This window comes from Frisingicoccus sp. (genome assembly GCA_016298055.1).
In the GTDB taxonomy this organism is placed as follows: Bacteria; Bacillota; Clostridia; order Lachnospirales; family Lachnospiraceae; genus Frisingicoccus.
The window spans coordinates 1-23,381 of the sequence record JAEDDO010000008.1 but is presented as its reverse complement, the minus strand read 5'-3'; the positions used below and the strand labels follow the sequence as shown (position 1 = coordinate 23,381).

21 protein-coding genes are annotated in these 23,381 nt (G+C 42.0%); 5 read left to right on the top strand and 16 right to left on the bottom strand.

Features of this window, described 5'->3' with window-relative positions:
• Window positions 1-46: 46 nt before the first annotated feature.
• Both spoIIP and gpr read right to left on the bottom strand, forming a co-directional pair.
• Window positions 47-1,186 (bottom strand): stage II sporulation protein P, encoded by a 1,140-nt coding sequence (gene spoIIP, locus QZZ35_RS01665; protein ID WP_291235867.1) that lies wholly within the window; start codon window positions 1,184-1,186, stop codon window positions 47-49.
• Between the two features lie 66 nt (window positions 1,187-1,252).
• Window positions 1,253-2,209, bottom strand: coding sequence for a GPR endopeptidase (gene gpr, locus QZZ35_RS01660; RefSeq protein WP_291235866.1), 957 nt, complete (start codon window positions 2,207-2,209; stop codon window positions 1,253-1,255).
• A 173-nt stretch (window positions 2,210-2,382) separates the two neighbouring features.
• On the opposite strand from gpr, the gene rpsT reads away from it, so the two are divergent.
• Together rpsT and QZZ35_RS01650 are read left to right on the top strand one after the other, a co-directional pair.
• Window positions 2,383-2,646 (top strand): 30S ribosomal protein S20, encoded by a 264-nt coding sequence (rpsT, locus tag QZZ35_RS01655; protein WP_291234472.1) that lies wholly within the window; start codon window positions 2,383-2,385, stop codon window positions 2,644-2,646.
• Between the two features lie 94 nt (window positions 2,647-2,740).
• Entirely contained in the window at window positions 2,741-3,268 is a 528-nt protein-coding gene (locus QZZ35_RS01650; protein WP_291235865.1) for a TetR/AcrR family transcriptional regulator, read from the top strand.
• Here the strand turns inward: QZZ35_RS01650 and holA are convergent.
• The 11 genes from holA to argC form a co-directional block, all read right to left on the bottom strand.
• A complete protein-coding gene (gene holA / locus QZZ35_RS01645) occupies window positions 3,265-4,239 on the bottom strand; it encodes a DNA polymerase III subunit delta (protein WP_291235864.1) in 975 nt (324 codons plus the stop codon). The genes QZZ35_RS01650 and holA overlap by 4 nt on opposite strands.
• Before the next feature lie 56 nt (window positions 4,240-4,295).
• Window positions 4,296-6,548: a DNA internalization-related competence protein ComEC/Rec2 gene (locus QZZ35_RS01640; protein ID WP_291235863.1), complete on the bottom strand. Its 2,253-nt coding sequence runs from the start codon at window positions 6,546-6,548 to the stop codon at window positions 4,296-4,298.
• 3 nt (window positions 6,549-6,551) lie between these two features.
• Window positions 6,552-7,667, bottom strand: a complete 1,116-nt coding sequence (locus tag QZZ35_RS01635; protein ID WP_291235862.1) for a GerMN domain-containing protein — start codon at window positions 7,665-7,667, stop codon at window positions 6,552-6,554.
• A complete protein-coding gene (locus QZZ35_RS01630) occupies window positions 7,654-9,075 on the bottom strand; it encodes a sensor histidine kinase (protein WP_291235861.1) in 1,422 nt (473 codons plus the stop codon). Before QZZ35_RS01630 ends, QZZ35_RS01635 begins: the two co-directional genes overlap by 14 nt.
• 25 nt (window positions 9,076-9,100) lie before the next feature.
• Window positions 9,101-9,790 (bottom strand): response regulator transcription factor, encoded by a 690-nt coding sequence (locus tag QZZ35_RS01625; protein WP_291234177.1) that lies wholly within the window; start codon window positions 9,788-9,790, stop codon window positions 9,101-9,103.
• A gap of 10 nt (window positions 9,791-9,800) precedes the next feature.
• Window positions 9,801-10,376 carry a ComEA family DNA-binding protein gene (locus tag QZZ35_RS01620; protein ID WP_291235860.1) on the bottom strand — a complete coding sequence of 192 codons (576 nt, stop codon included), beginning with the start codon at window positions 10,374-10,376 and terminating at the stop codon, window positions 9,801-9,803.
• A 142-nt stretch (window positions 10,377-10,518) separates the two neighbouring features.
• A complete protein-coding gene (locus QZZ35_RS01615; RefSeq protein WP_291235859.1) occupies window positions 10,519-10,953 on the bottom strand; it encodes a DMT family transporter in 435 nt (144 codons plus the stop codon).
• Window positions 10,954-11,068: 115 nt separating this feature from the next.
• Window positions 11,069-12,256, bottom strand: coding sequence for an aspartate aminotransferase family protein (locus QZZ35_RS01610; RefSeq protein ID WP_291235858.1), 1,188 nt, complete (start codon window positions 12,254-12,256; stop codon window positions 11,069-11,071).
• Window positions 12,246-13,145, bottom strand: a complete 900-nt coding sequence (gene argB, locus QZZ35_RS01605) for an acetylglutamate kinase (protein ID WP_291235857.1) — start codon at window positions 13,143-13,145, stop codon at window positions 12,246-12,248. The genes QZZ35_RS01610 and argB overlap by 11 nt, the downstream gene beginning before the upstream one ends.
• Window positions 13,146-13,158: 13 nt before the next feature.
• Window positions 13,159-14,382: a bifunctional ornithine acetyltransferase/N-acetylglutamate synthase gene (gene argJ, locus QZZ35_RS01600; RefSeq protein ID WP_291235856.1), complete on the bottom strand. Its 1,224-nt coding sequence runs from the start codon at window positions 14,380-14,382 to the stop codon at window positions 13,159-13,161.
• 20 nt (window positions 14,383-14,402) lie between these two features.
• On the bottom strand, window positions 14,403-15,443 hold the full coding sequence (gene argC, locus QZZ35_RS01595; protein WP_291235874.1) for an N-acetyl-gamma-glutamyl-phosphate reductase: 1,041 nt from the start codon (window positions 15,441-15,443) through the stop codon (window positions 14,403-14,405).
• Window positions 15,444-15,674: 231 nt separating this feature from the next.
• Between argC and QZZ35_RS01590 the strand changes: the two genes are divergently transcribed.
• From QZZ35_RS01590 to QZZ35_RS01580, 3 genes are all read left to right on the top strand, one after another.
• Window positions 15,675-16,898 (top strand): argininosuccinate synthase, encoded by a 1,224-nt coding sequence (locus tag QZZ35_RS01590; RefSeq protein WP_330635426.1) that lies wholly within the window; start codon window positions 15,675-15,677, stop codon window positions 16,896-16,898.
• A gap of 91 nt (window positions 16,899-16,989) precedes the next feature.
• Window positions 16,990-18,303: a DUF1576 domain-containing protein gene (locus tag QZZ35_RS01585; RefSeq protein WP_291235855.1), complete on the top strand. Its 1,314-nt coding sequence runs from the start codon at window positions 16,990-16,992 to the stop codon at window positions 18,301-18,303.
• 310 nt (window positions 18,304-18,613) lie between these two features.
• Window positions 18,614-20,053, top strand: a complete 1,440-nt coding sequence (locus QZZ35_RS01580; RefSeq protein WP_291235854.1) for a helix-turn-helix domain-containing protein — start codon at window positions 18,614-18,616, stop codon at window positions 20,051-20,053.
• Between the two features lie 48 nt (window positions 20,054-20,101).
• On the opposite strand, the gene QZZ35_RS01575 is transcribed toward QZZ35_RS01580, so the two are convergent.
• From QZZ35_RS01575 to QZZ35_RS01565, 3 genes are all read right to left on the bottom strand, one after another.
• Complete coding sequence (locus QZZ35_RS01575) at window positions 20,102-22,387, bottom strand: hydratase (protein ID WP_291235853.1); 2,286 nt, start codon at window positions 22,385-22,387, stop codon at window positions 20,102-20,104.
• Between the two features lie 15 nt (window positions 22,388-22,402).
• Complete coding sequence (locus QZZ35_RS01570) at window positions 22,403-22,864, bottom strand: acyl-CoA thioesterase (protein WP_291235852.1); 462 nt, start codon at window positions 22,862-22,864, stop codon at window positions 22,403-22,405.
• 82 nt (window positions 22,865-22,946) lie between these two features.
• On the bottom strand, window positions 22,947-23,381 hold a 435-nt coding region (locus QZZ35_RS01565; RefSeq protein WP_291235851.1), incomplete at its 5' end, for an AI-2E family transporter.

Below are 23,381 nucleotides of genomic sequence, written 5' to 3'. Positions count from 1 at the left end.
AGTATAGCCTATTTCTTCCACAAATACAAATACCGCAGATAAAGCTTTACTTTCCCGATAATACAAGATAGAGCATATCCGCCAGAAGGGGCATGGCATTCTGAACTTCTTCTACTGTATTTGTCTGGGCACCGCATTCTACCAGAAGACTTCTTGGCCGGATATGTAAGTTATACTGATAGGATCTCAGATAAATACGACGCATTAAATCCGGGTAATATTCGGCCGCTTTTAACTGAAGTTTAAAACTGAATGCCAGATTCTCCGTCAAATATTCATTTTGAAGATAATCGATCGGACCGCTCGAAACAGTTCTGCAAAGGCCATTCAAAAACATGAGCTGGGCTGTATCCTTTCCATTTATATTTGTCACAAGACGGGTCTCATCCGACACACCATCTCTGTGAAGATCAATAATCACCTTAATTGAAGGATATTCTTCCAGAACCTCCCTCACCCGTTCCTCCGCATAAGTATAGGCACTGCTCCTGTCAATGACACCGTCAATGATATCAAAAGTATCGGTCAGGTGAATGGTCGAAATTCCGTAGCGCTCCTGTAGATTATCTTTTAATGTTTCTCCCAGTCCGACAACCGTATCCTCCCACCTTCCGCTGCGGCTGTCCGCAAAGGCTTCCTGGGAATGGGTATGATAAATCAATACCTTTGGTTCCTCTCCGTTCAGATCGATCGTCAGATCCATATCAAAAAAAGTTTCTGCATCCAAAAGCCCATCGGCATAAGTTGTACTGTCTACCGCATAAAACTGACTGACAAAATAATTATAATCCTGCAGCATATCAGCGGTATACACGATCCCCTGTCCGTCGTATACAGGTCCGATCACATCCTTCACTGAATCATCGTCCATGGACGCTGCTTCCGGATGATTTTCCGCATAAATTGCATCCAGAACACTGTCCGAGGGATAGATCTCACAAATGTCCGGATTTAGTAATGCCGTTTTTTCTTTTTCAACCAGCCACAGGGGGACAAGCCCGCCGACCATACCGTCGGAAATACGGTTTAGCCACCCTGAAACTGAAATTATGCCCTTTTTTCCATATACAACAGGATTCACACTGTTCAAAAACAGATTCTTTCCCGTCAAAAATCCGGTCATCCATAAAAAAATGAAAAGTATGATGATTTCACTTATATAAAAAAGCTTTTTGCCGAATCTCATTCCCCGCCTCACTTTATACATTTTTCAGTGGTGCCATTATCATTATTATATGATTCCAATAAAAAGCTATGACAGGGAATGACAGATTTGATTGATCGACTCAGACAGGGTATAACTCATCTGTACGATAATCTCATCAATATTTTTTGGCGTTACAAACATATGCATCATCTCGGGAGCCATCAACTCCCGCATAAGCTGATAGCGCTCCTGATCGTCAAAATAACCGACACTCTCCTGAATTTTTTCCGAAAGACCGGTTTTTGTCTGATTCAATACTTCCAGAAGATTTCCTACCGTATCATTGACAATGGTCGCCGCATCGATAACCGTAGGGATCCCTATAGCAATCACCGGTATGCCCATACTTTCCTCGTTGATGCCAAATCTCCGGTTTCCAATGCCTGAACCGGGGGCGATGCCTGTATTCGTGATCTGTATGGTTTTATTCAGACGATGCGCACTGCGGGCTGCCAGAGCATCAATGGCGATCAGCACATCCGGTTTTGTCATATTCACAGTTCCTAAAAGGATTTCTCTTGTCTCTATACCTGTCTGAGCCATAACTCCCGGAGACAGGGCACTGACACATCCCATCCCTCTTGTAATATCCGACGTTTTTCCGTATTCTCTGATGAGATGCCGTGTGATAAAAAGATGTTCTGCCACCATCGGCCCCAGTGCATCCGGAGACATTTCTCTGTTTCCGATTCCGGCCACAAGAATTTTTTTATTTTTGATGTCCGGTATGAGCTTTTTCAGCTGTCGAGCCACCTCACCCGTAATTTCTCTGTGATAGCTGACATCCGTCTGATCCAGCATAGGAACCTCAAGTGTAATATACTCACCGATATCTTTGCCAAGTTTTTCTGCACCCTCCGCATTTTCCACGATCACCCGGGTAATATGAATCCCCGAAGTTTTTCCCTCTTCCTCATATATTCTTACCCCTCGAAGTTTTTCCGTCTTATTAAACATCTCTGCACTCTCAATAGCCAGATCCGAACGCACTGAACTGTTCATACTCTCCTCCGCCTTCTCATTTTCTTTTATTTTTTCCAAAACTTTTTATATTATGTATTGACAATTTGACATTATTCTCTTATTATATAGGGGTATGTTTACATTAGAACGTCCGTGTCCGGCTTTAATGAATATACGCATAAAAATATTCAAAACATAGGGAGGTGCCCAGATTGGCTAATATCAAATCCGCAAAGAAAAGAATCCTTGTAAATCAGACAAAGGCTTTAAGAAATAAGATGACAAAATCCGCTGTTAAAACTGCTATCAAAAAAGTAGACGCAGCTATCGCAGCGAATGACAAAGAGCTGGCTAAAGCAGAATTATTAAAAGCTACCAGCGCTATAGATAAAGCAGCATCTAAAGGAATCTACCATAAAAATACTGCTTCCAGAAAAATCAGCCGTATGAACCTTGCTGTAAACAAAATGGCTTAAGGATACGTTGATTTCAACAAACAGAATGATAAAGAACTGAGATCTGCACCCTCATATCTCAGTTCTTTTTTATTGTAAACAAAGGAGAAAATTTATGGATAAACGAAAAGAAGCAAACTTGCGTGTCAAAAGAAATATTGTCCGCGCACTGACCGAACTCATGCAGAAAAAAAATTATTCCGATATCTCTGTCTCCGAAATCACTGCTCTGGCCGGTGTATCCCGTATTTCTTATTATCGGAACTATGACAGCAAAGAAGATATCCTTACTGAAAGTCTGGAGTCACTGATGACACATTTTTCCGAAGAAATCAACCCGCTTCCGTTACACACACCTTCAAGGCGGGTCATGTCACGTTTTTTTCATGTTGCCCGCGAAGAAAAAGACCATTTCATGCTGCTCCATCAGGCAGGTATGGACAGCCAGCTTCAAAATGGTCTTGATGAGTTTATCCTCTCCTGCCCCCACTTTCCTTCCCTTGACCGAAGACGTATCTATCCGGCCTATTTATTTTCCGGTGCTCTCTTTCGCCTTCTCATCCGATGGTACGACAATGATATGAATGAAAATGATACCGAACTTGCCAACATCTTCTGTCAATACATGGATGGTCTTCTTTAGGCAGAAAATTGTATGATCAAAAGTTCCACCGCCATGCGGTCATTTAAACGCCCTGTTTTCACATCTTCTTCCCGCTCTACGCATATCTGAATGCTTTTTCTGAGTTCTTCAAGGGAAAATCTCTGGCACAGGGTTTTATTTTTACGCACAACAAAATCACGGACACCCATGCGCTCCGCAATGACATGATCCGGATAACCTTTGCTCTGCAGATCTTTTATCTGATATAACTGATTAAACTGTCTTGTGATCCAATAAAGTATACGCATCGGTGCTTCCTTCTGGGCGATCAGATCATAATACAGCTCAAGTGCTTTTGACTGCTGCTTTTCGGCAACAGAACGGACCATATCAAATACCTGACTTTCTGTGTAGACAGTACACACTTCGTCAATATCACCGACGGTGATCTCCTGAGCTCCATCTGTATAAACAACAAGTTTATCCAGTTCTCTTCGTATATTCTCCATATCCGTATCAATACGTTCAAGAAAATGCCGCATCGCATCCTCCCGCATAAACCTCTGTTCTTTTTTTAGAATTCCGCTAATCCAACGTATGAGCGTACGCTCATCCGGTGCGGTCATATTCGCCGCATACCCCAGAGAAGATACGGTTTTAAACAGTTTATTCCGCTTGTCCACATCTTTCTCAACAAACAAAAAACAAGTCGTCTCAGGCTTCTCCTTTAAATATCCGGCCAGTTCTTCCTGGGAGGATGAAAAAAATCCGCTGTTCTCGACAAGAATCAAGCGTCTTTCGTTAAAAAAAGGAAGGGTTTCACCCACATCGATAAGCTCTTTTACAGAAATCCCTTTGCCTTCATAATAATTGTAATTCATCGTATCATCACCGATCAGGGCTTCTCTCATTCGATCTTTATATTGTTTTCTCAAATAATCCTCTTCGCCATAAATCAGATAAACAGATTTAAACTGACCGGACTTCATATGCTGACTAAGTATCTTCAAACTTCTCTCTCCTTTTTTGAATTACCCCTTCATTATATAATTAAACATCCTGCATTTCAATCTTTCTTTTTGTATCCACTGAGACTGTATCCGTCCCTTCTAAACCTTACCATAATGGCTCCGTATTTTTCAGTCGATACCCACGGACAGTCTATCGCCTTCAACCGTTCAATCACTTCTTTATGCGGATGTCCGTAAGGATTATCTTTTCCGCAGGATATGACCGTCCATTCCGGCTGTATTTTTTCCAAAAAGGCTTCACCCGTACCGGTCGATGAACCATGATGGGCGGCCTTTAAAACATCCACCTCAGGCAAGGCACCTGATTCTACCAGACAATCTTCTCCCTTTTCTTCAATATCCCCGGTGAGAAGCATGGTAAATACCTGTTTTTTCTTCTTCCGGCTTACATATAATACAAGAGAATGATCGTTTTTATTGCCTGTCATCTCCAGTGCATCCGGATAGAGGCAGATCATTTCAAAATTTCCAGCACTCACCTTGTCACCGGGATGCATTTCCTTTACATTGATCTTCCTTTCCTGTGCCTCTAATCGTATCTTGTCAAGCGTTTCATCCCCATTCACGTCCGGAAGCAGTATCGTTCCGATCTTCCTGTTTTTTTCAAGAGCCTCCTCAATCCCTGACACATGATCCTTATCTCCATGAGACAAAAACCAGGCTTGGATTTTTTCAACACCGTAATACTTTAAAACCGGCTCAATACGATATTTATAAACATTTTTTACATCTGAACTGCCTCCGTCAACAAGCACCGCCTGTCCCTTCTCTGTTAAAATACAAATACCGTCTCCCTGCCCCACATCCATAAAAATAATCTGATCCTTTGGAAACCTTAAAAGCAGGAGAAATAAACATCCGAAAACAAGGAGAGCCTGACCTGTTTTCCTTCTTTTCCCGACGAGAAAACTCCCACATACAAAAATCGCAATAAAAATGATCATCTGCCACAGCTCCGGTTTTCCACAGACAATCGCTTTTGAAGGCAATTTATGAACAATCCACAGCAGTCCATCCACTGCTTTCAAACAAATTGTTCCCACAAAAGCTCCCGGTTTTCCTAAGAGGGTCCCAAAAATTCCCGCCGTAAAACTTAAAGGCACGATAAATGAAATCAACGGAATCATGAAAAAATTATAGAAAAATCCCAAAACCGGAATCTCATACATGGTCCAGAGTATGACCGGGAGCGTCACAATAAAGATGCCTGCCTGAACAAAAATCGGTCCCGCCCATCCTCTTTTTTTATTTTGCAGGCAACTTTTTTTCATCCATTGACCAAATTCCATACCAAAAGCCGCGCCAAAGGAAAGCTGAAAACCGACCGAAAACAGACGTTTCGGATGCCACAAAAGCATTATAGCCGCTGTCAGAACAAGACTCGTCACCCCATCCGTCCGTCTTCCCAGCATTTTTCCGATAAGCCCGAGAAGCATCACGCCCATCGCCCGGATCATCGAGTCCCCAAAATCGGTCATATATCCGTAAGCCAGCATAGCCCCGACAGCAAGAAGGGTCGATATGCCGACAGTCACGGTTGCTTTACGCAGACGCCGGTAAATTTCCATGGCCACAAAGGACAAATGGAGCCCGGAGGTGACGACCAGATGCATCCACCCGTTTTTCTGATAATATTCCTTAAGGTCTTCCTGAAATCCGGATCTGTCCCCCAATACGGCCGCTTTTATGACACCCTGACCTTCTTCGCTCATATGGGCTTCATAAAAATCCGCGATGGATATTTTCAACTTTTCCAGCCACCGCAAATGCCTTGTTAAAAATCCACCCTCACTTTCAAGGATCATCTCCTTTGACCATATTTTATAAACCACTCCCTGAGATTCATAATAAGTTTTCTCATCAAACTGACCCGGATTTGAAGCTTCTGAAAAAGCCTCTGCCTCCCCGCTCACAAAATATGCCTGTCCCTTAAAGTATTGACTATTTTCATCCCCTTCCTTCTTTACGATCACCAATACAGCTCTGCCGTCTTTATCTCTCACATAGACAAAGACGCTCTGTTCCTTTTCCTGTACTTTATATACGGTTCCCTGAATTTCTCCGACCAATTCACAAGGTTCCCTTTCCTGAGCCATCATACGACAAAATCCGACAACAAAAAAGACAGACAGTCCTAATACATATGTAAAAGAACTGTCTGTCCATAGAACGATCATTATTCCAATGATCCATACTGCGGGAAGACATAATAATCCATACCTTCCGAATGCAGCAGCAATCACTCCGGCCACCAAGGCGATACCCATGCCTGCCAGTGGTCTTCTCATTATTTATTCTCCTGTCTCTGTTTCTTTTTTTACTGTTTCTGTTGTAACTTCTTCAGAAGCTTTTGATGAATTTTTATTTTTTATAAGTTCCTTTTCGATATCATTGTTTAAAGCCGGATCCTTTGCGTCTCCATTATTTTTTTCAGGCACATACACCATCGACATATCTCTTTCAAACAATCCGTCAATTCGCATATTCTCCACAGAACCTTCAAAAATCTCTCCGTCGATCAAAAACTGGACCCGGGTAATTCCGGGTATATGGGTCAGCGTATTGACGATCGAATACACATTCAGCGAAAAACTCTGACCATTGATCCGTTCAAAAAATTTATCATCCAGATCCACATAACAGATACCTTCTTTAACGCTGACTTTATTCACCGTTATATCCGCAGATAAAGACGGTCTCAGTCCTTTTGTGATCGGTCCGGAAATCAGGCTGTTGACAACGGCTGTCTCAAGATTAATCTTGCTCAGATACTTTACGATCACATCTTCTGCCTGCAGCTTTGTTCCGTCTTCACCGACAAAATACATGGTCACATAATCTTCCCGGACATACTCCATATTGCCGCTGATATTATCCACAAAATCCCGCCCCCGCATCAAAAGCAGGCTTCCGTCGGATGCCGTCAGTGACTCTTCACCGATAACAAACGAGACATATTGTATCTCATCACTGAACTGGGTCAGAGTCTTTACAATTGCCGCCCGTGTCAGTATTTCTCTTGATGCCGTCATTTTCTTATAGGATGGATCAAAATAAATAACAGCCACATGGTTCACACCGTCATAGGTATAATCCACAACCTTGACATCGCCTGCAATCACACTCTTGTAGGCTTTGTCCGACGGCTGCTGTGCCAATCCTTCGATACACTGACCAATCAGATCATTCGGATCTGAAGCCGTAAACTCATAGGAAGTCTTTGACAATTTTGTCTCCGCCAGATTCATCTGGTATATACCTCTGGATGCTTCTGTCATCGTTACTTCCGCCGAATCTTCATTTTTCAGAAAGGACAATATCCTGACACCTGTGCTGCAGCCTGTAGCCGAACCTGCAACAACACAAACACAGACAAGCAAAAGGATCGAAAACTTAATTCTTCTCACTTTTTATCCCTCCTGCCTCAGCCATATGTTTCATTGGAATACGCACAACAAAGGTTGAGCCCTTATCTTCCTCACTCAGAACTTTTATAGCCCCATTATGCATTAAAATAACATTTCTGGTGATGGCAAGTCCAAGTCCCGTACCGCCTGTCTCCCGTGACCGTGCCTTGTCCACACGATAAAAACGTTCAAAGATCTGATCCTGATATTCTTTTGGTATTCCGATTCCCGAATCTGCCACCTTCACATAAAAGTATTTATGATCTGCGTCAAGAGACACCTTGACCCATCCGCCGGCCACATTATATTTAATACCGTTTTCCACAAGATTTGTAAAGGCAAGCGTCATCTTCACTTCATCACACTCTGCGGAAACCGAACGAAAGCTTTCAAATACAAGTTCAATATTCCGCTTCGCAGCAATCGGTTTGAGCCGTTTTAAAATCATCTCAAGCATATCGTTGACATTGACCATCGAAACATTTAAGTCCGCTGCCGACTTATCCATCTTTACGAGTGCAAGCAAATCATTGATAATCTGATTCTCCCTGTCAATTTCCACGACAATATCCTGCATGAATTCTTTATAGACTTCATTCGGAACATCTTCCTGCATATTGAGCGAATCCGCCAGCACTTTAATGGATGTGATCGGAGTTTTCAGCTCATGGGATACATTCGAAACAAATTCCTGTCGTGAATCCTCCACCTTCTGCATCTTTCCAAGCATCATATTAAAAGAATCGGATATAGTCTTGATCTCTGAAAATCCTCTGAGATGAATCTCCTCGTCAAAATGGCCTTCCGCCATCCGGTCAATTGAATTCGCTACACGCTTTAACGGTTTTGTAAAAATATTGGCTATAACAACAGATAACAATATACACAAGCCGACCAGTGCTGTCGTAATGCCATTATAAGAACGGCCGATGGAGTCACAGGTCTTTATAATATCCGAAGTGGATGCATAGAACAGGATCACACCGAGCACGTCGGATTTGTCTTCTGTAGCAATCGGAACAGCCATCTCAAGCATACCGTCATCTTTATTATAATTGCGGATACTGTTTCCGCCCATCGCCTCAATTGTCTCCTGAGAAATCGACGTCATACCATCCAGCGTCCCATAGGTGTCTTTGACAATCGTATAATTTTTATCAATGATCAGAATGCGTCCGTTATACAGAGAAGCACTCTGGCTCATATCCGCATGAACGGGCTCTCTGTTATCACCTTTAAAATAACTCGTGCGGATAATCTGGTTGGAAAGAATAAGCGCATAATTCGAAAGCTCATTCATTCGCCGCGTACGAAGCTGAGCTTCAATATTATCCAGTGCCACCAGACGCATAATAAATAAAGGGCTGATAGTCACTCCGATCAGAGCAACTACCAACCATAAACGCATACTATATAAAAAATTGTTTTTTTTCTTAGTTCTGGAAGAAATAACCAACACCCCATTTTGTATGTATATAACGCGGCTCACTTGGATTGACTTCCACTTTTTCACGCAGACGACGTACATGAACATCTACCGTGCGGACATCGCCCGGGTAGTCATATCCCCAGACAAGATTCAGTAAGTTTTCCCTCTTGTATACTTTATTTGGATTGGTAATCAAAAGCTCAAGCAGATCAAATTCCTTTGCCGTCAGATTTACTTCTTTTTCTCCAATGAATACTCTGCGGCTGTCAAGGTCAATGCGCATCTCTCCGGATGTAATCATACGAGGATTGACAACCTCAACCTGTTTTGCTCTTGTCCGGCGCATGATCGCCTTAATTCGCGCCTTTACCTCTAAAATATTAAAAGGTTTTGTAATATAATCATCTGCGCCATATTCGAGACCAAGAATCTTATCCATATCATCACCCTTGGCCGTCAGCATAATGATCGGTACGTCTGAAAATTCCCGAATCATCTGACAAACTTCAAACCCGTTTAACTCAGGAAGCATAACATCAAGCAAAATCACATCATAAACATTCGCCTGAGCCATCTCCAGAGCCTGACGTCCGTCATAAGCCACTTCAACAGACATGCCGTCCTGTTCAAGACTATATCTTATTCCTTTTACAATCAGCTTTTCATCATCTACTACAAGTACCTTTTTCGCCATCATTCTCACCTCAATTTATCGAAATCCGGTCTTTAATTTTTTCATAAACGCCCTCTTTAATCCCGGGAACATCCATCAATGCTTCCAGGCTGCCGAAAGGGCCGTGACTCTGCCTGTATGCTACTATGGCATCTGCCTTTGACTCACCTATGCCGGGCAGCGTCATCAACATCTCCCTCGTTGCACTGTTAATGTTCACAGCTCCCTGTGGTACCTCTGCTCCTGCCGTCTCTGTCATAGTCTCAGCTTCTTCCGGTGATGGAATGTAGATCTTCTGCCCGTCCTCCAGCTTCTGTGCCATATTGATCTTTGTCACATCGCTGTCCGGCAGAAGGCCCCCTGCCATCTCCACTGCCTGAAAAAGGCGATCGCCCTCTGACAGAACATACACGCCCGGATTCTTTACCCGACCGCAAACATAAACATAAATTAAAGCCTTCGTATCTTCTTCCTGTAACATCTCGCCGGTCTGCACAGTTTCTGAACCTTCACCGGTCTCAAATACCACTTCTTTAGAGGCACATGCGGTGAGGCCGAATATGACCATGCAAAAACACAGCATCCTGAAATTTTGTTTTCCTGACATCCTATCCTTCCTTTCGAACAGTGATGCCAATAAAATCATACATATCCATTCTATCGAAAACTTAAAGTTATTACAATATGTTTTTGAATTTTTTACAATTTTTTTAATAACATATTTTTACATCATTTGACTCGCCCTGTTTTTAAGATTTCCACTTGAAAATAATGATACCTGCAACGGCAATAAGCATCCCGATACATTTCGACCATTGAAAGTCAACCTTTTCCATGCCAAAAAGACCGAAAAGTTCAATCAGATAAGCCACTGCCAGCTGAGACACAACAATGATCAATGCAGATTTTGCAGGTCCCAGCTGACTCATGCTCATGATGACTGTCAGTGTGATAAAGGCACCGATCACACCTCCCAAAAGCATATATTTAGAATCAATCTGAAACAGTCCTGTAAAGGATTTTCTGTCTCGAAGAAACCAGGCACCAAGACACACAATAAAAGCTGTCCCCTGTACCCAGCTGTTGGCTACCCACAGACTGGTCTGTTTTGTAAGTCCCGTATTAAGCACGCCCTGAATACTCATCAGCGCACCGGAAATCAACGCAATGATCCATCCCCACATAATCTATGTTACCTCACTCATCTTTTTTCATAGTATATCTCCTCTATCCCGGATTTATACAAAGAAAAAGGCTGTTTTGCCCATTCACAGCAAAACAGCCCGATAAACTAAAAGATCAGCCTTTTAATACATCCTCTAAAATTTCAATCATCTCATCCACGTGATCTTTTGTAATAACAAGAGGCGGAACAAAACGAATAATATTTGTACCGGCAGAAATAAGAACAAGTCCTTTTTCCAGAGCTTTCGATACATAACCTCCGACAGGCACATTAAATTCCAGTCCCCGCATCAGACCAAGTCCCCTTGTCTCCTTCACAACATCGTATTTATCCACCAGTTCCTGAAGTTTCTGATCAAGATATGGCGCAACTTCATTCACGTTGTTGAGAATATTCTCGCTTTCAAACAGGTCAAATACTTTGCTGACCGCAGCTGTAACAAAAGGATTTCCTCCGTAAGTTGAACCGTGATCCCCCGGTTCTAAAGCTTCCTCTGCCTTTTTGCCCACAACAAAGGCACCTACAGGCACACCGCATCCTAATGCTTTTGCGGATGTCATCACATCCGGAAGAATGCCATAATGCTGGTAGGCAAACATCTTACCTGTTCTTCCCATACCGCACTGGACTTCATCAAGAATTAAAAGAATATCCTTCTCGTCGCATATACGGCGTATTTCCTGAATAAATTCTTTCTGTGCCGGATAAATACCGCCTTCACCCTGAACGGTCTCAAAAATGATCGCACAGGTCTTTTCATTGATCTTTGACTTTACATCTTCCAGATCATTATAATTTGCGAAGACAATATTGCCAATGCCCGGCTGAAAAGCTTCTCTGTAATGGAAATTACCTGTTACGGACAGGGCACCCAGACTCCGTCCGTGGAAAGAATGTTCCATAGCAATAATCTCATGATCCGTACATCCGTCTTTTTTAAATGCATATTTTCTGGCAACTTTAATCGCACCTTCAATGGCTTCTGTACCGCTGTTTGTAAAAAAGACTCTTTCCAGACCGCTGGCTTTTACGAGCTTATGAGCTGCATCTGCCATAGGTTCCGTATAATAAAGATTTGAAATATGCATTAATTTATCAATCTGGGCCTTCAGGGCATCATTATAGGCTTCCACATGATATCCGAGAGCATTTACAGCAATGCCGGCTCCGAAATCCAGATACTTTTTCCCCTCTGTGTCATAGAGGTATACGCCTTCTCCATGATCAAATGCAACAGGGAAACGATTATATGTATGGATGATCGCCTCTTCCGCATAGGCTTTAAATTCATCATTCACCATTGTAATACCGTCCTTCCTCTTTGCTAAGAATAGCTGTACCGATACCGCGATTTGTAAAGATCTCCAATAACAGACAATGCGGAATACGTCCGTCCATAATATGAACCCGTGAAACGCCATTGTCAATGGCATCAATACAGTTGTTTAATTTAGGAAGCATGCCGCCTCCGATAAATCCGTCTTCAATCAGCTGATGAGCTTCATCGATCGCCAATTCTGAAATCAGTGTGGAAGGATCACTCGGATCCTTATATACACCCTCAATATCTGTCAAAAATGCCAGTTTCTCCGCATTAACCGCTTTTGCAATGGCACATGCCGCATCATCTGCATTAATATTATAAGTCTTGAAATCTTTATCCATTCCAATCGGACATACAATAGGAAGAAAATCCTTTTCAAGCAGATCAAAAAGTACTTTTGGATTTACATCTGTAATTTCTCCGACAAATCCGATATCTTTGCCATCCGAATATTTTTTCTCGACAGTCAGCATACCGCCGTCTTTTCCGCTGACACCGACAGCTTTGACCCCCAGCTCCTGAACGAGCTGAACGAGACTTTTATTTACTTTATTCAATACCATCTCCACAATTTCCATTGTGTCTTCATCAGTCACACGGAGACCGTTAATAAATTTCGGTTCCATACCTACTTTATTTACCCAGCGGCTGATTTCCTTTCCGCCGCCATGAACGATGATCGGCTTAAATCCTACCAGCTTTAACAACGTAACATCCTGAATAACACGTTTTTTCAACGTCTCATCCACCATAGCGCTGCCGCCGTATTTTACAACAATGATCCGGCGGTTAAAACGCTGGATATATGGAAGTGCTTCAATGAGAACCTCCGCCTTTTCAAGATATTTATTCATATCTGCATTCATATCGATACTCTCCTTAACTGCGGTAATCCGCATTGATCTTTACATAGTCATATGTCAGGTCACAGCCCCACGCTGTCGCTGTTGCCTCACCCATCTTCACATCGGCGATTGCGGTCACTTCCGGCTCAGAAAGAATCTTTGTCGCTTCTTCTTCGCTGTAACCGGTGGAAACGCCGTTTTCCATAATTTTGATCTTTCCGGCCTTGCTCTCAAAATACAGATCCACAATCTCCGGATCAAACTGTACACCCGAATATCCCATGGCACACAAAATACGTCCCCAGTTGGCATCATGTCCGTAAATAGCTGCTTTTGTCAGACTGGAAGTGACAACCGACTTACTGAGTGTCACTGCATCTTCTTTTGTCTTTGCACCGACGATCTTTACTTCAAAAAGGGCTGTGGCACCTTCTCCGTCTCCGGCAATTTTTTTGCAGAGATAGGTATTGACGATATTCAAAGCCTTTTTAAATGTTTCAAAATCTTCGCCCTTTTCTGTAATCTCCGGATTCTCAGCCATACCGTTGGCGAGAAGAAGAACGGTATCATTTGTAGACGTATCTCCGTCAACAGAGACCATATTGTACGTATCTTTAATATCCTCGCTCAGTGCTTCCTGAAGCAGTTCTTTCGATATTGCCGCATCCGTTGTGATAAAGCCGAGCATCGTGCACATATTCGGATGGATCATTCCGGAACCTTTGCACATTCCTCCCATAGTCACCTTTTTGCCGCCGATCGTAAATTCAACTGCGATCTCCTTCGGAATCGTGTCTGTCGTCATGATCGCCCGGGCTGCCTCATGTCCGGCTTCTATCGTTCCCTTCTTAATCTCTGCAAGTTTTGCAGATCCTGCTTTAATTCTGTCTATTGGGAGCTGCATGCCGATGACACCTGTCGATGCCACAAGCACACTGTCTTCGGAAATACCAAGAACCTTTGCGGCACCGCTTGCTGTCTCTTTGCAATAGCCAAATCCTTCCACACCGGTACATGCATTGGCAATACCTGAATTGATAACGACCGCCTGTGCGTATGGATGATTTTTGACAATATCCTGATCCCACTTAACCGGAGCTGCCTTTACAACATTTGTTGTAAATGTTCCTGCAGCCACACACGGTTTCTCACTGTAAATCAGCGCCATATCGGTACGGCCTTTATATTTAATCTCTGCTGCTGTTGCTGCTGCTTCAAATCCTTTTGCTGCGGTTACTCCGCCTTCAATAATATTCATCATAAACCTCTCAATCTTTATCACGGGAACATCGGAACCAGATTCAGTCCTTCGTCCTCATTCAGTCCAAAAATAAGATTCATATTCTGTACAGCCTGTCCTGCTGCACCTTTCACAAGATTATCAAGCGCACCCATCATAACAACCCGATGTGTTCTCGGATCCACTTTAAAGTTGATATCTGTATAATTGCTGCCCTCTACCCAGCGTGTTTCCGGACATACGCCCGGTTCAAGCACACGTACAAACTTTTCATCTGCATAATACTTATTATAAGCTGCACGGATCTCTTCCTCTGTAACGCCTTCTTTAAGAGTCGCGTAAGCTGTCACAAGGATACCTCGGTTCATCGGTACGAGATGCGGTGTAAAATTCAGAAGAATTTCTTCTCCTGCCGCATATCCGAGCTGTTCTTCAATCTCCGGAGTATGACGGTGGGATGTCACACCGTAGGCTTTAATATTCTCATTGACTTCACAGTAGAGATTGTCAACTTTTGCACCACGGCCCGCACCGGATGTGCCGGATTTCGCATCAATAATAATCGAATGGGGATCGATCAGTCCTTCCTTCACCAACGGATAGGCTGTCAGGATCGAACAGGTTGTATAACATCCCGGATTAGCGATCAGACGGGCCTTTTTAATATCTTCTCTGTTGATCTCACACAGACCGTACACCGCTTCCGGAATAAATTCCGGTGAGGCATGCTTAATTCCATACCACTTCTCATATACAGATACGTCTTTAATACGAAAATCTGCACTCAGATCAATAATCTTAACTTTTTTAAGCACATCCTCGCTCACAATCGAAGCACACATGCCCTGAGGTGTCGCTGTGAAGATCACATCAACTGCTTCTGCCAGTTCATCCATATTATCATCCTGACAAACATTCTCAACGATCTGAAACATGTTTCGGAATACGTCATAATACTTCTTATCTATATAACTTCTGGAACCATACCAGACAATCTCAACATCTTTATGGCCGAGCAATAAACGCACCAGTTCCTGTCCGGCATATCCCGTCGAACCAATAATACCTGCTTTAATCATCATTCTCTCCCTCTCTTTAGAAATGTCTTTTCCTATAATAATACAATTTACCCTGCATGTAAAGACATATTTTTAATAAATATTTATATTTTATGCATATTATGCATTTATAGTGTATATTTTTATTATTTTATTCATAAAAATACATGTTTTTTAAAAAAAGTTATTGCTTTTTGTATAGAAGTGTTGTATATTAGGTAAAGGTCGTAAAAAATCAGGAGGTTTTAAATTATGAAAGAAAAAGTTATTTTAGCATATTCCGGAGGTCTGGATACAACAGCAATCATTCCATGGCTGAAAGAAAATTTTGATTATGAAGTTATCTGCTGCTGCATCGACTGCGGTCAGGGTGAAGAATTAGACGGACTCGAAGAACGCGCAAAATTATCCGGCGCTTCCAAATTATACATAGAAAATATTATTGACGAATTTTGTGATGAGTATATTGTTCCATGCGTACAGGCTGGAGCAGTTTACGAGAACAAATACCTTCTCGGTACATCCATGGCTCGTCCTGTCATCGCAAAACGCCTTGTAGAAATTGCACGTAAGGAAGGTGCTTCCGCAATCTGCCACGGTGCAACAGGTAAAGGTAATGACCAGATCCGTTTTGAACTTGGTATCAAAGCACTTGCTCCGGACTTAAAGATCATTGCTCCATGGCGTATGACAGATATCTGGACAATGCAGTCCCGTGAAGATGAGATCGAATACTGCAAACAGCATGGTATCGATCTTCCATTTGACGCGAAACACAGCTACAGCCGTGACCGTAACTTATGGCACATCAGCCATGAAGGTCTTGAACTGGAAGACCCGGCAAATGAACCAAACTACGATGATCTTCTCGTTCTCGGTGTAACACCTGAAAAAGCTCCGGATGAAGCCGAATATGTTACAATGACATTTGAAGCCGGTGTTCCGAAATCCATCAACGGAAAAGCTATGAAAGTATCCGAGATCATTACAGAATTAAATCGTCTCGGCGGAAAACATGGTATCGGTATTGTTGATATCGTTGAAAACCGTGTTGTTGGTATGAAATCCAGAGGTGTCTATGAAACACCGGGCGGAACGATTCTCATGGAAGCACATGATCAGTTGGAAGAACTCGTTCTTGACCGTGCTACAATGGAAGTTAAAAAAGATATGGGCAACAAGATGGCTCAGATCGTTTATGAAGGAAAATGGTTCACACCACTGCGTGAGGCTGTTCAGGCATTCGTAGAATCCACACAGAAATATGTAACAGGTGAAGTTAAATTCAAACTTTACAAAGGAAATATCATTAAAGCCGGAACAACATCTCCATATTCCCTTTACAGCGAGTCACTTGCATCCTTCACAACAGGTGAACTTTATGATCACCACGATGCATCCGGCTTTATCACCCTCTTCGGACTTCCATTAAAAGTTCGTGCGATGATGCTTGCTGCCAACGAAAAAGATAAATAAAGCACATCAAAATATTGACAAACAAAAACGCTCTGCCTTACAATATAGGCTGAGCGTTTTTTCGCAACTATACAACCGGAGGGAATAATATATGCGTTTTACAAATAGTATCCGTTTTACTACGCATCAGACCTTTAAAAAACAAAAAGCCTTACCGCGTCACATTCAATATCTGTTATTGACTCTGGCACCGGGGTACTTCCTGTTTCTTGGTCTGATCGTTCAGCCATTTCCTGAGATGATCAAAGGTCTCATCTCAATTTTTACAGAACCTGACTTTCTGATCACAGATTATGTAGCTGTCGGTGGTGTGGGAGCAGCTCTGGTCAACGCAAGTCTGATCACCATCATGTGTATCATCCTGATGTACATATTAAACATGAATATCGATGGAAGTGCCATCGCCGCACTCTCTCTGATGCTTGGTTTCTCCCTTTTCGGAAAGAACCTTGTCAACATATGGAGTATTATTCTCGGTGTTGCAATTTATGCCAGATATCAAAGAGTATCCCTTTCCAATTACCTTTATATCGGCTTTTACGGAACCAGCTTATCCCCGATCATTACCCATACGGTTCAGCTTGTTCATCTGGCATTGCCTGCGAGATTGTGTCTGAGTGTTTTGGTCGGCATACTTATCGGAGCCATCATGCCGCCGCTGTGCGCGCACCTTATTAATACACACAAAGGATTTTCTCTGTACAATGGAGGGTTTGCTGCCGGTATCATTGCAACAGTCATCATTTCTGTTTATAAATCTTTTGGTATTGAAGTTGAAAAACGTCTTTTGTGGGCTACAGGCTACAATCTCATGTTCACAGAAATACTTATTCCGTTTTTTGCTATTCTGATTATTATAGGTTCACTTATCGAACGTAATGCCTGGAGAAAATATCTGAATATTTTAAAATATCCCGGCATCAGCGGCACCGACTTCACTGCCTGTGAAGGTTACGGAGCAACACTGATCAACATGGGTGTCAATGGTATTTTCTGTACCTTATACCTGCTTATTATCGGTGCTGATCTAAACGGTGCCAGCATCGGTGGTATTTTTACAGTTGTCGGCTTTTCCGCTACAGGAAAAACGATACGTAATATTACACCGATCATGCTCGGAATTACCCTGGCCAGCGTATCAAAAACCTGGTCCATCAATGACCCGGCCGCTGTCCTTGCATTAATGTTCGGCACAACGATCGCACCGATCGCCGGACAGTTTGGTTTTTTCGTCGGAATCATTGCCGGTTTCCTTCATGCTGCTGTTGTTAAGAATATCGGTATCGTTTACGGCGGTATGAATCTTTATAACAACGGATTCTCAGGTGGTATCGTTGCCGCCTTCCTTGTACCGATCGTTAAATCCATTGAAAATCGTCACGCCAAAAGCAAAGGTATTATATAAAAAACTGCCGCACAATCTTTTGATTGTGCGGCAGCCGCTTTTAAGGAGAGGATATTATGTCATCAAACATATATCCCGTGGGTTTATCTGGTATTCACATCTTAAACATGAATCCCTAGCGCTTCACAATAACCATAATACCCGTATATAATCAGAATTACAATGAAATCCTGTGGCTTTTCATTTACATTTTTTTTCAATTTTGTTCAATTTTACTCCCTTATTTGGCAACCTGTCGAACCTTGACAAAGGAGAATTATGTTACCTATAATTTTTATAATGGGGTTGTTTGTTTTGGGGGGAATTTAACATGAGTATCTATGGAAATTTATTAAAAAATCTTATCGGCTTTTCTGGGGTAAAGCTCACATCTGTATCTGAAGCCATCGGTTATGATGTATCCTACATCAGCAGATGGTGCAACAAAGAAACACTGCCTACGATTCGTGCTTCAAGCGAGATTAACAGCATACTGGCAGATTTTTTTTCTTGTGAAATTTCTGAACATGGAGATCTGGAAGATTTTTCGGATATCTTCTCAGTTCAGGTTTCAACAGAAAATTTAAGTTCCATCATCTATGATCTTCTAAAAAATGCTTACAAAACATCAATCAAGGTAAAAAATCCAACCAGTGTCAATCTTCTTAATGATGCATCGCACGCTATAACATCAGAAAAGGAAATTGAACAGTTTTTCAACCAGAATTTAAGTGAGATTTTATCATCTTATAATGAACCATTAGACATATACTGTACTCTGGAAATCTGTTCTTTTTTGCAGGACAACCTTTTTAATTTTCTGGAAAATTGGGAACCTGAATTTGATGTGCACATCCGTATGGCTTTAGACGAAGACACCGTGACTCAAAATACCGCATATCTGACAAAACTCTATAAATTTATTGATTCGCACGGCCATCTTTTTCTCGATTTTTATGATTACAAACCGATGCATTCTATGAATACACTGATCGTCAAAAATCATCTTGCCGTCATTTGTGCATTGAAACCGAATAATAAAATTCTTGCTGCCACGATTATAACCGAGACAGAAAAAGTCAACGAGCTTTATTATCATATTATCAGTGCCTTTAACAGCTGTAATCTTCTGATTACAACAACGACCGCTGCCGACTTTTACACAAAGGATTACCGTGCAAATTTCTATGTCAAAGATAATTATCAGATTTTTCTGTCCCACGGCTTTGAATTCCTGCTTCCGGACACCTGCTGGCCTTCTCTTTATAAAAAAGCTTATAATCAGGGTGAATACATCATCAATATGGTCAACTACATACGCGTTACATGGGAAGAAATTTTTGAAAAAGGGGTCATCGATTTTTTTATAAAAAAATCTTCACTGATGGATTATATAGAAACGGGAGATATTATTTTCGGATGCCTTCCTTACACACTGACTCCAAAACAGCGTAAAGATCACGTACTAAACGTCCTGAATGTTTTAAAAAAGAATCCGAATATTCATTTTTATATCATAGATAATGAACAAGAAATGAATACATCCGTTTATCTTAATCCGAGAACTCTTTTTATGAAAAACCTTTCACTGCTGTATTCGGACGGAACAATGCTCTTCCATTCGGTCCTGTCAGAAAAAATCGTCCAAAAGACCCACCGTTTCTATGAAGACTTGAAAGCCCAGCCTTATTGTCATAAATATACAGCAGAAGATGTAGAAAAACTTTACACAAAACATTCCACACTTATTTATCGCATGATCGATTTATAAAAACGGGGAGTATCCTTTTTATCCAAGGATACTCCCCAAATTATTTCATTAAGATACTCTATTGTAATTGATCAGACAGCCCTTAAGAATGATTTCTCTCTCTTCATCTGTCAGTTCACCGAGCGTTACTGTAAATGGCACCAATGTATCGCCAACTTTATATACAGTGATCGCATCTGCTTTTTCTTCTACCGCTTTACGGATATCCGGAATAAACAGATAATCACCATTCGCAAAAGGAAGTTCACCTTCCGGAATAATAAATGGCAGCATACCCCAGTTGATCAGATTGGAACGATAACGTTTTGTCGCATACTCATTCGCAATATTTGCCCATCCTCCAAGAACTTTCTGACAGGAAGCAGCCTGCTCACGAGCAGAACCGTCACCCGGTTTTACCGCAAAAATGGTACTTCCTACACCAAGATTGCCTTCGCCGGCTTCCGGGAACATTGTGTGGACAACTTCCATTACCGGTTTCATCTCCGGTAATACTTCCAGAGGACATGTATTTGCTTCGATCGCTTTCTGTGCTTTCTGTACTTCTTTCGCACGTCCTACATAAGCAGGATCCTTTCTGGATAAAGTAAATTCAGCAAGGCCTAACGGATTGGAACGGAAAGAAGATGTCTCACCGGACGGAATAAGTTCATCGGTTGTTGTTACCGGATCGTGGATCTCTGAAACAACTTTAAGAAGCATATTCTGAGGCAGTGCGGACATTGCCGGCCAGTCTTTAATATTTGGCCCGAGTTTAATCTCAACATCCGGATCCGCCACACCGTGACTGTCAAATACACGATTTGCGTAAATTCTTGAATCAAAGAAATATTTTGGTTTTGTGTAATTGACATCCATATCTGTCGCTGCTGTCAGATAGCCTTTATTTGCAGCTGTCGCTGCGATCGAACGGGCATCCATAAGCGCAACAGAAGAAATCTGTCCATTCTGGATCTTGGAACCTTCACGGTTCGGGAAGTTACGTGTTGAATGACGGATACTGAATGCATTATTCGCCGGTGTATCACCTGCACCAAAACATGGACCGCAGAATGCTGTCTTAACGATCGCGCCCGTAGCCATAAGAGAAGCCACCGCACCGTTTTTAACAAGTTCCATATAAATCGGTGTACTTGCCGGGTAAACGCTCAATGTAAATTCATCCGGACCAATGCTTGCACCCTTAAGAATATCCGCTGCATCACAGATATTTTCAAAGCCGCCGCCGGCACATCCTGCAATAATACCCTGCTCTACATAAAGGCGTCCGTTACGCACTTTATCTTTCAGTGTAAAGTCTACCTGTCCGTCAAGGCTGACAAGGGCACGTTTCTCACAGTCATCTAAAATATCCATGAGATTTGCATTCAATTCATCAATCGTGTATGTATTACTTGGATGGAATGGCATAGCGATCATCGGACGAATTTCGCCAAGATCGATCTCAATCATACCATCATAGTAAGCTACATCTCCAGGATTTAATTCTTTATAATCCTCCGGACGACCGTGGATCGCATAGAAATCTTTAATCGCATTATCTGTTCTCCAGATAGAAGAAAGACATGTTGTCTCTGTTGTCATAACATCCACGCCGATACGGAAATCTGCACTTAAGTTTGAAACACCAGGTCCAACAAATTCCATAACTTTATTTTTAACATAGCCGTTATCAAATACCGCGCCGATAATTGCAAGAGCAACGTCCTGAGGGCCTACTCCGATGATCGGTTTACCTTTCAGATAAACACCGATAACGCCCGGCATATTGATATCATAGGTCTGATTTAAAAGCTGTTTTACAAGTTCCGGACCGCCTTCACCCATAGCCATTGTACCCAATGCACCATAGCGTGTATGGCTGTCAGAACCGAGGATCATACGTCCTCCTCCAGCCAGCATCTCTCTGGCAAACTGATGAATAACAGCCTGATGCGGTGGCACATAAACACCGCCGTACTTCTTCGCACAGGACAATCCAAACATATGATCATCTTCATTGATCGTACCGCCAACGGCACATAAACTGTTGTGGCAGTTTGTCAGCACATAAGGTACAGGAAATTTCTCCAGTCCTGATGCTCTGGCTGTCTGAATAATACCAACAAAGGTAATATCATGAGATGTCAGTTTGTCAAACTTGATTTTGAGCTTTTCCATATTGCCGGAAGTGTTATGTTCTTCCAGAATACCATAGGCAATCGTATTCTTTGCTGCCTCTTCTTTTGTCACATCTTTGCCGGTCTTTGCCGCAAGAATCTGCCTAACATCAGCGGCATCTTCTACGATCTGGGTGCCATTCAAAAGATATGCGCCGTTTTCGTATAATTTCATACGCTTTGTCCTCCCTTATTCTACAGCCAAATGGCTTATAAATAACTCATATAAATCCGGGTATTCCCGCTTCAGACGAACCAGACGATATTCTCTGTTTAAAAAAGCATGTGAGGTCTCTCCGGTACAACGGATTTCACCGGTAACATGATCAACAACACGATAAGCTATCGTCATTTTGACGCCGTTAAACTTTATAATCCGTGTATAAATATCCACAATATCATTATAATGTACCATTGTCTTATACTGACAATCTACCGATAATACGGGGATAAGAATCCCCATCTCTTCTATTTTTGCATAAGAAAGACCTATTTCATCCATAAAATGAAGTCTGGCCTCCTCAAACCACCGGATATAATTCGAATGATGGATAATCCCCATCTGATCCGTCTCATAATACTGAGCACGCCGCTCATAGCAGCTCTCATACAGTGTATTATCATCCGTATCTTTAATAATAATCTCTTTCATTGCGCCTATTCTCCCAATATTTATTTATATTAGCATACCTTTTTGACGGACGCAAGAACATTGGTATCTATATTATGTATAATTATAGAAGCAAATCATCTTTATCCGACTTTTCTTCGTTTTTGTTTTTCTTTATATCCCTTTCAATACGAACATTTTTATAACTTCCGTATCGCTCCCGCCGTTCTTTTGCTGTCTCGTCCGCATTGATATAAATGAGCTGCTGTGTTTCTGTGTCATAGCCTTCCGCCTCTGTATAAGAAGGCGTCTCCAGAGGCATCTTCTTTTTGTAGAGCATATATTCAATAAATGTCTTCACCAGATAATAAATAACCGCAAAAACCGGAACACCTAAAAGCATTCCCGGAAATCCAAAAAGACCGCCGCCGAGCAGAATGGCAAAAATAACCCAGAAGGGTGACAGACCCGTAGAATTTCCCAAAATCTTCGGTCCAAGAATATTGCCGTCAATCTGCTGCAGAATAATAATAAACACAAGGAAAATAATACCCTGCTT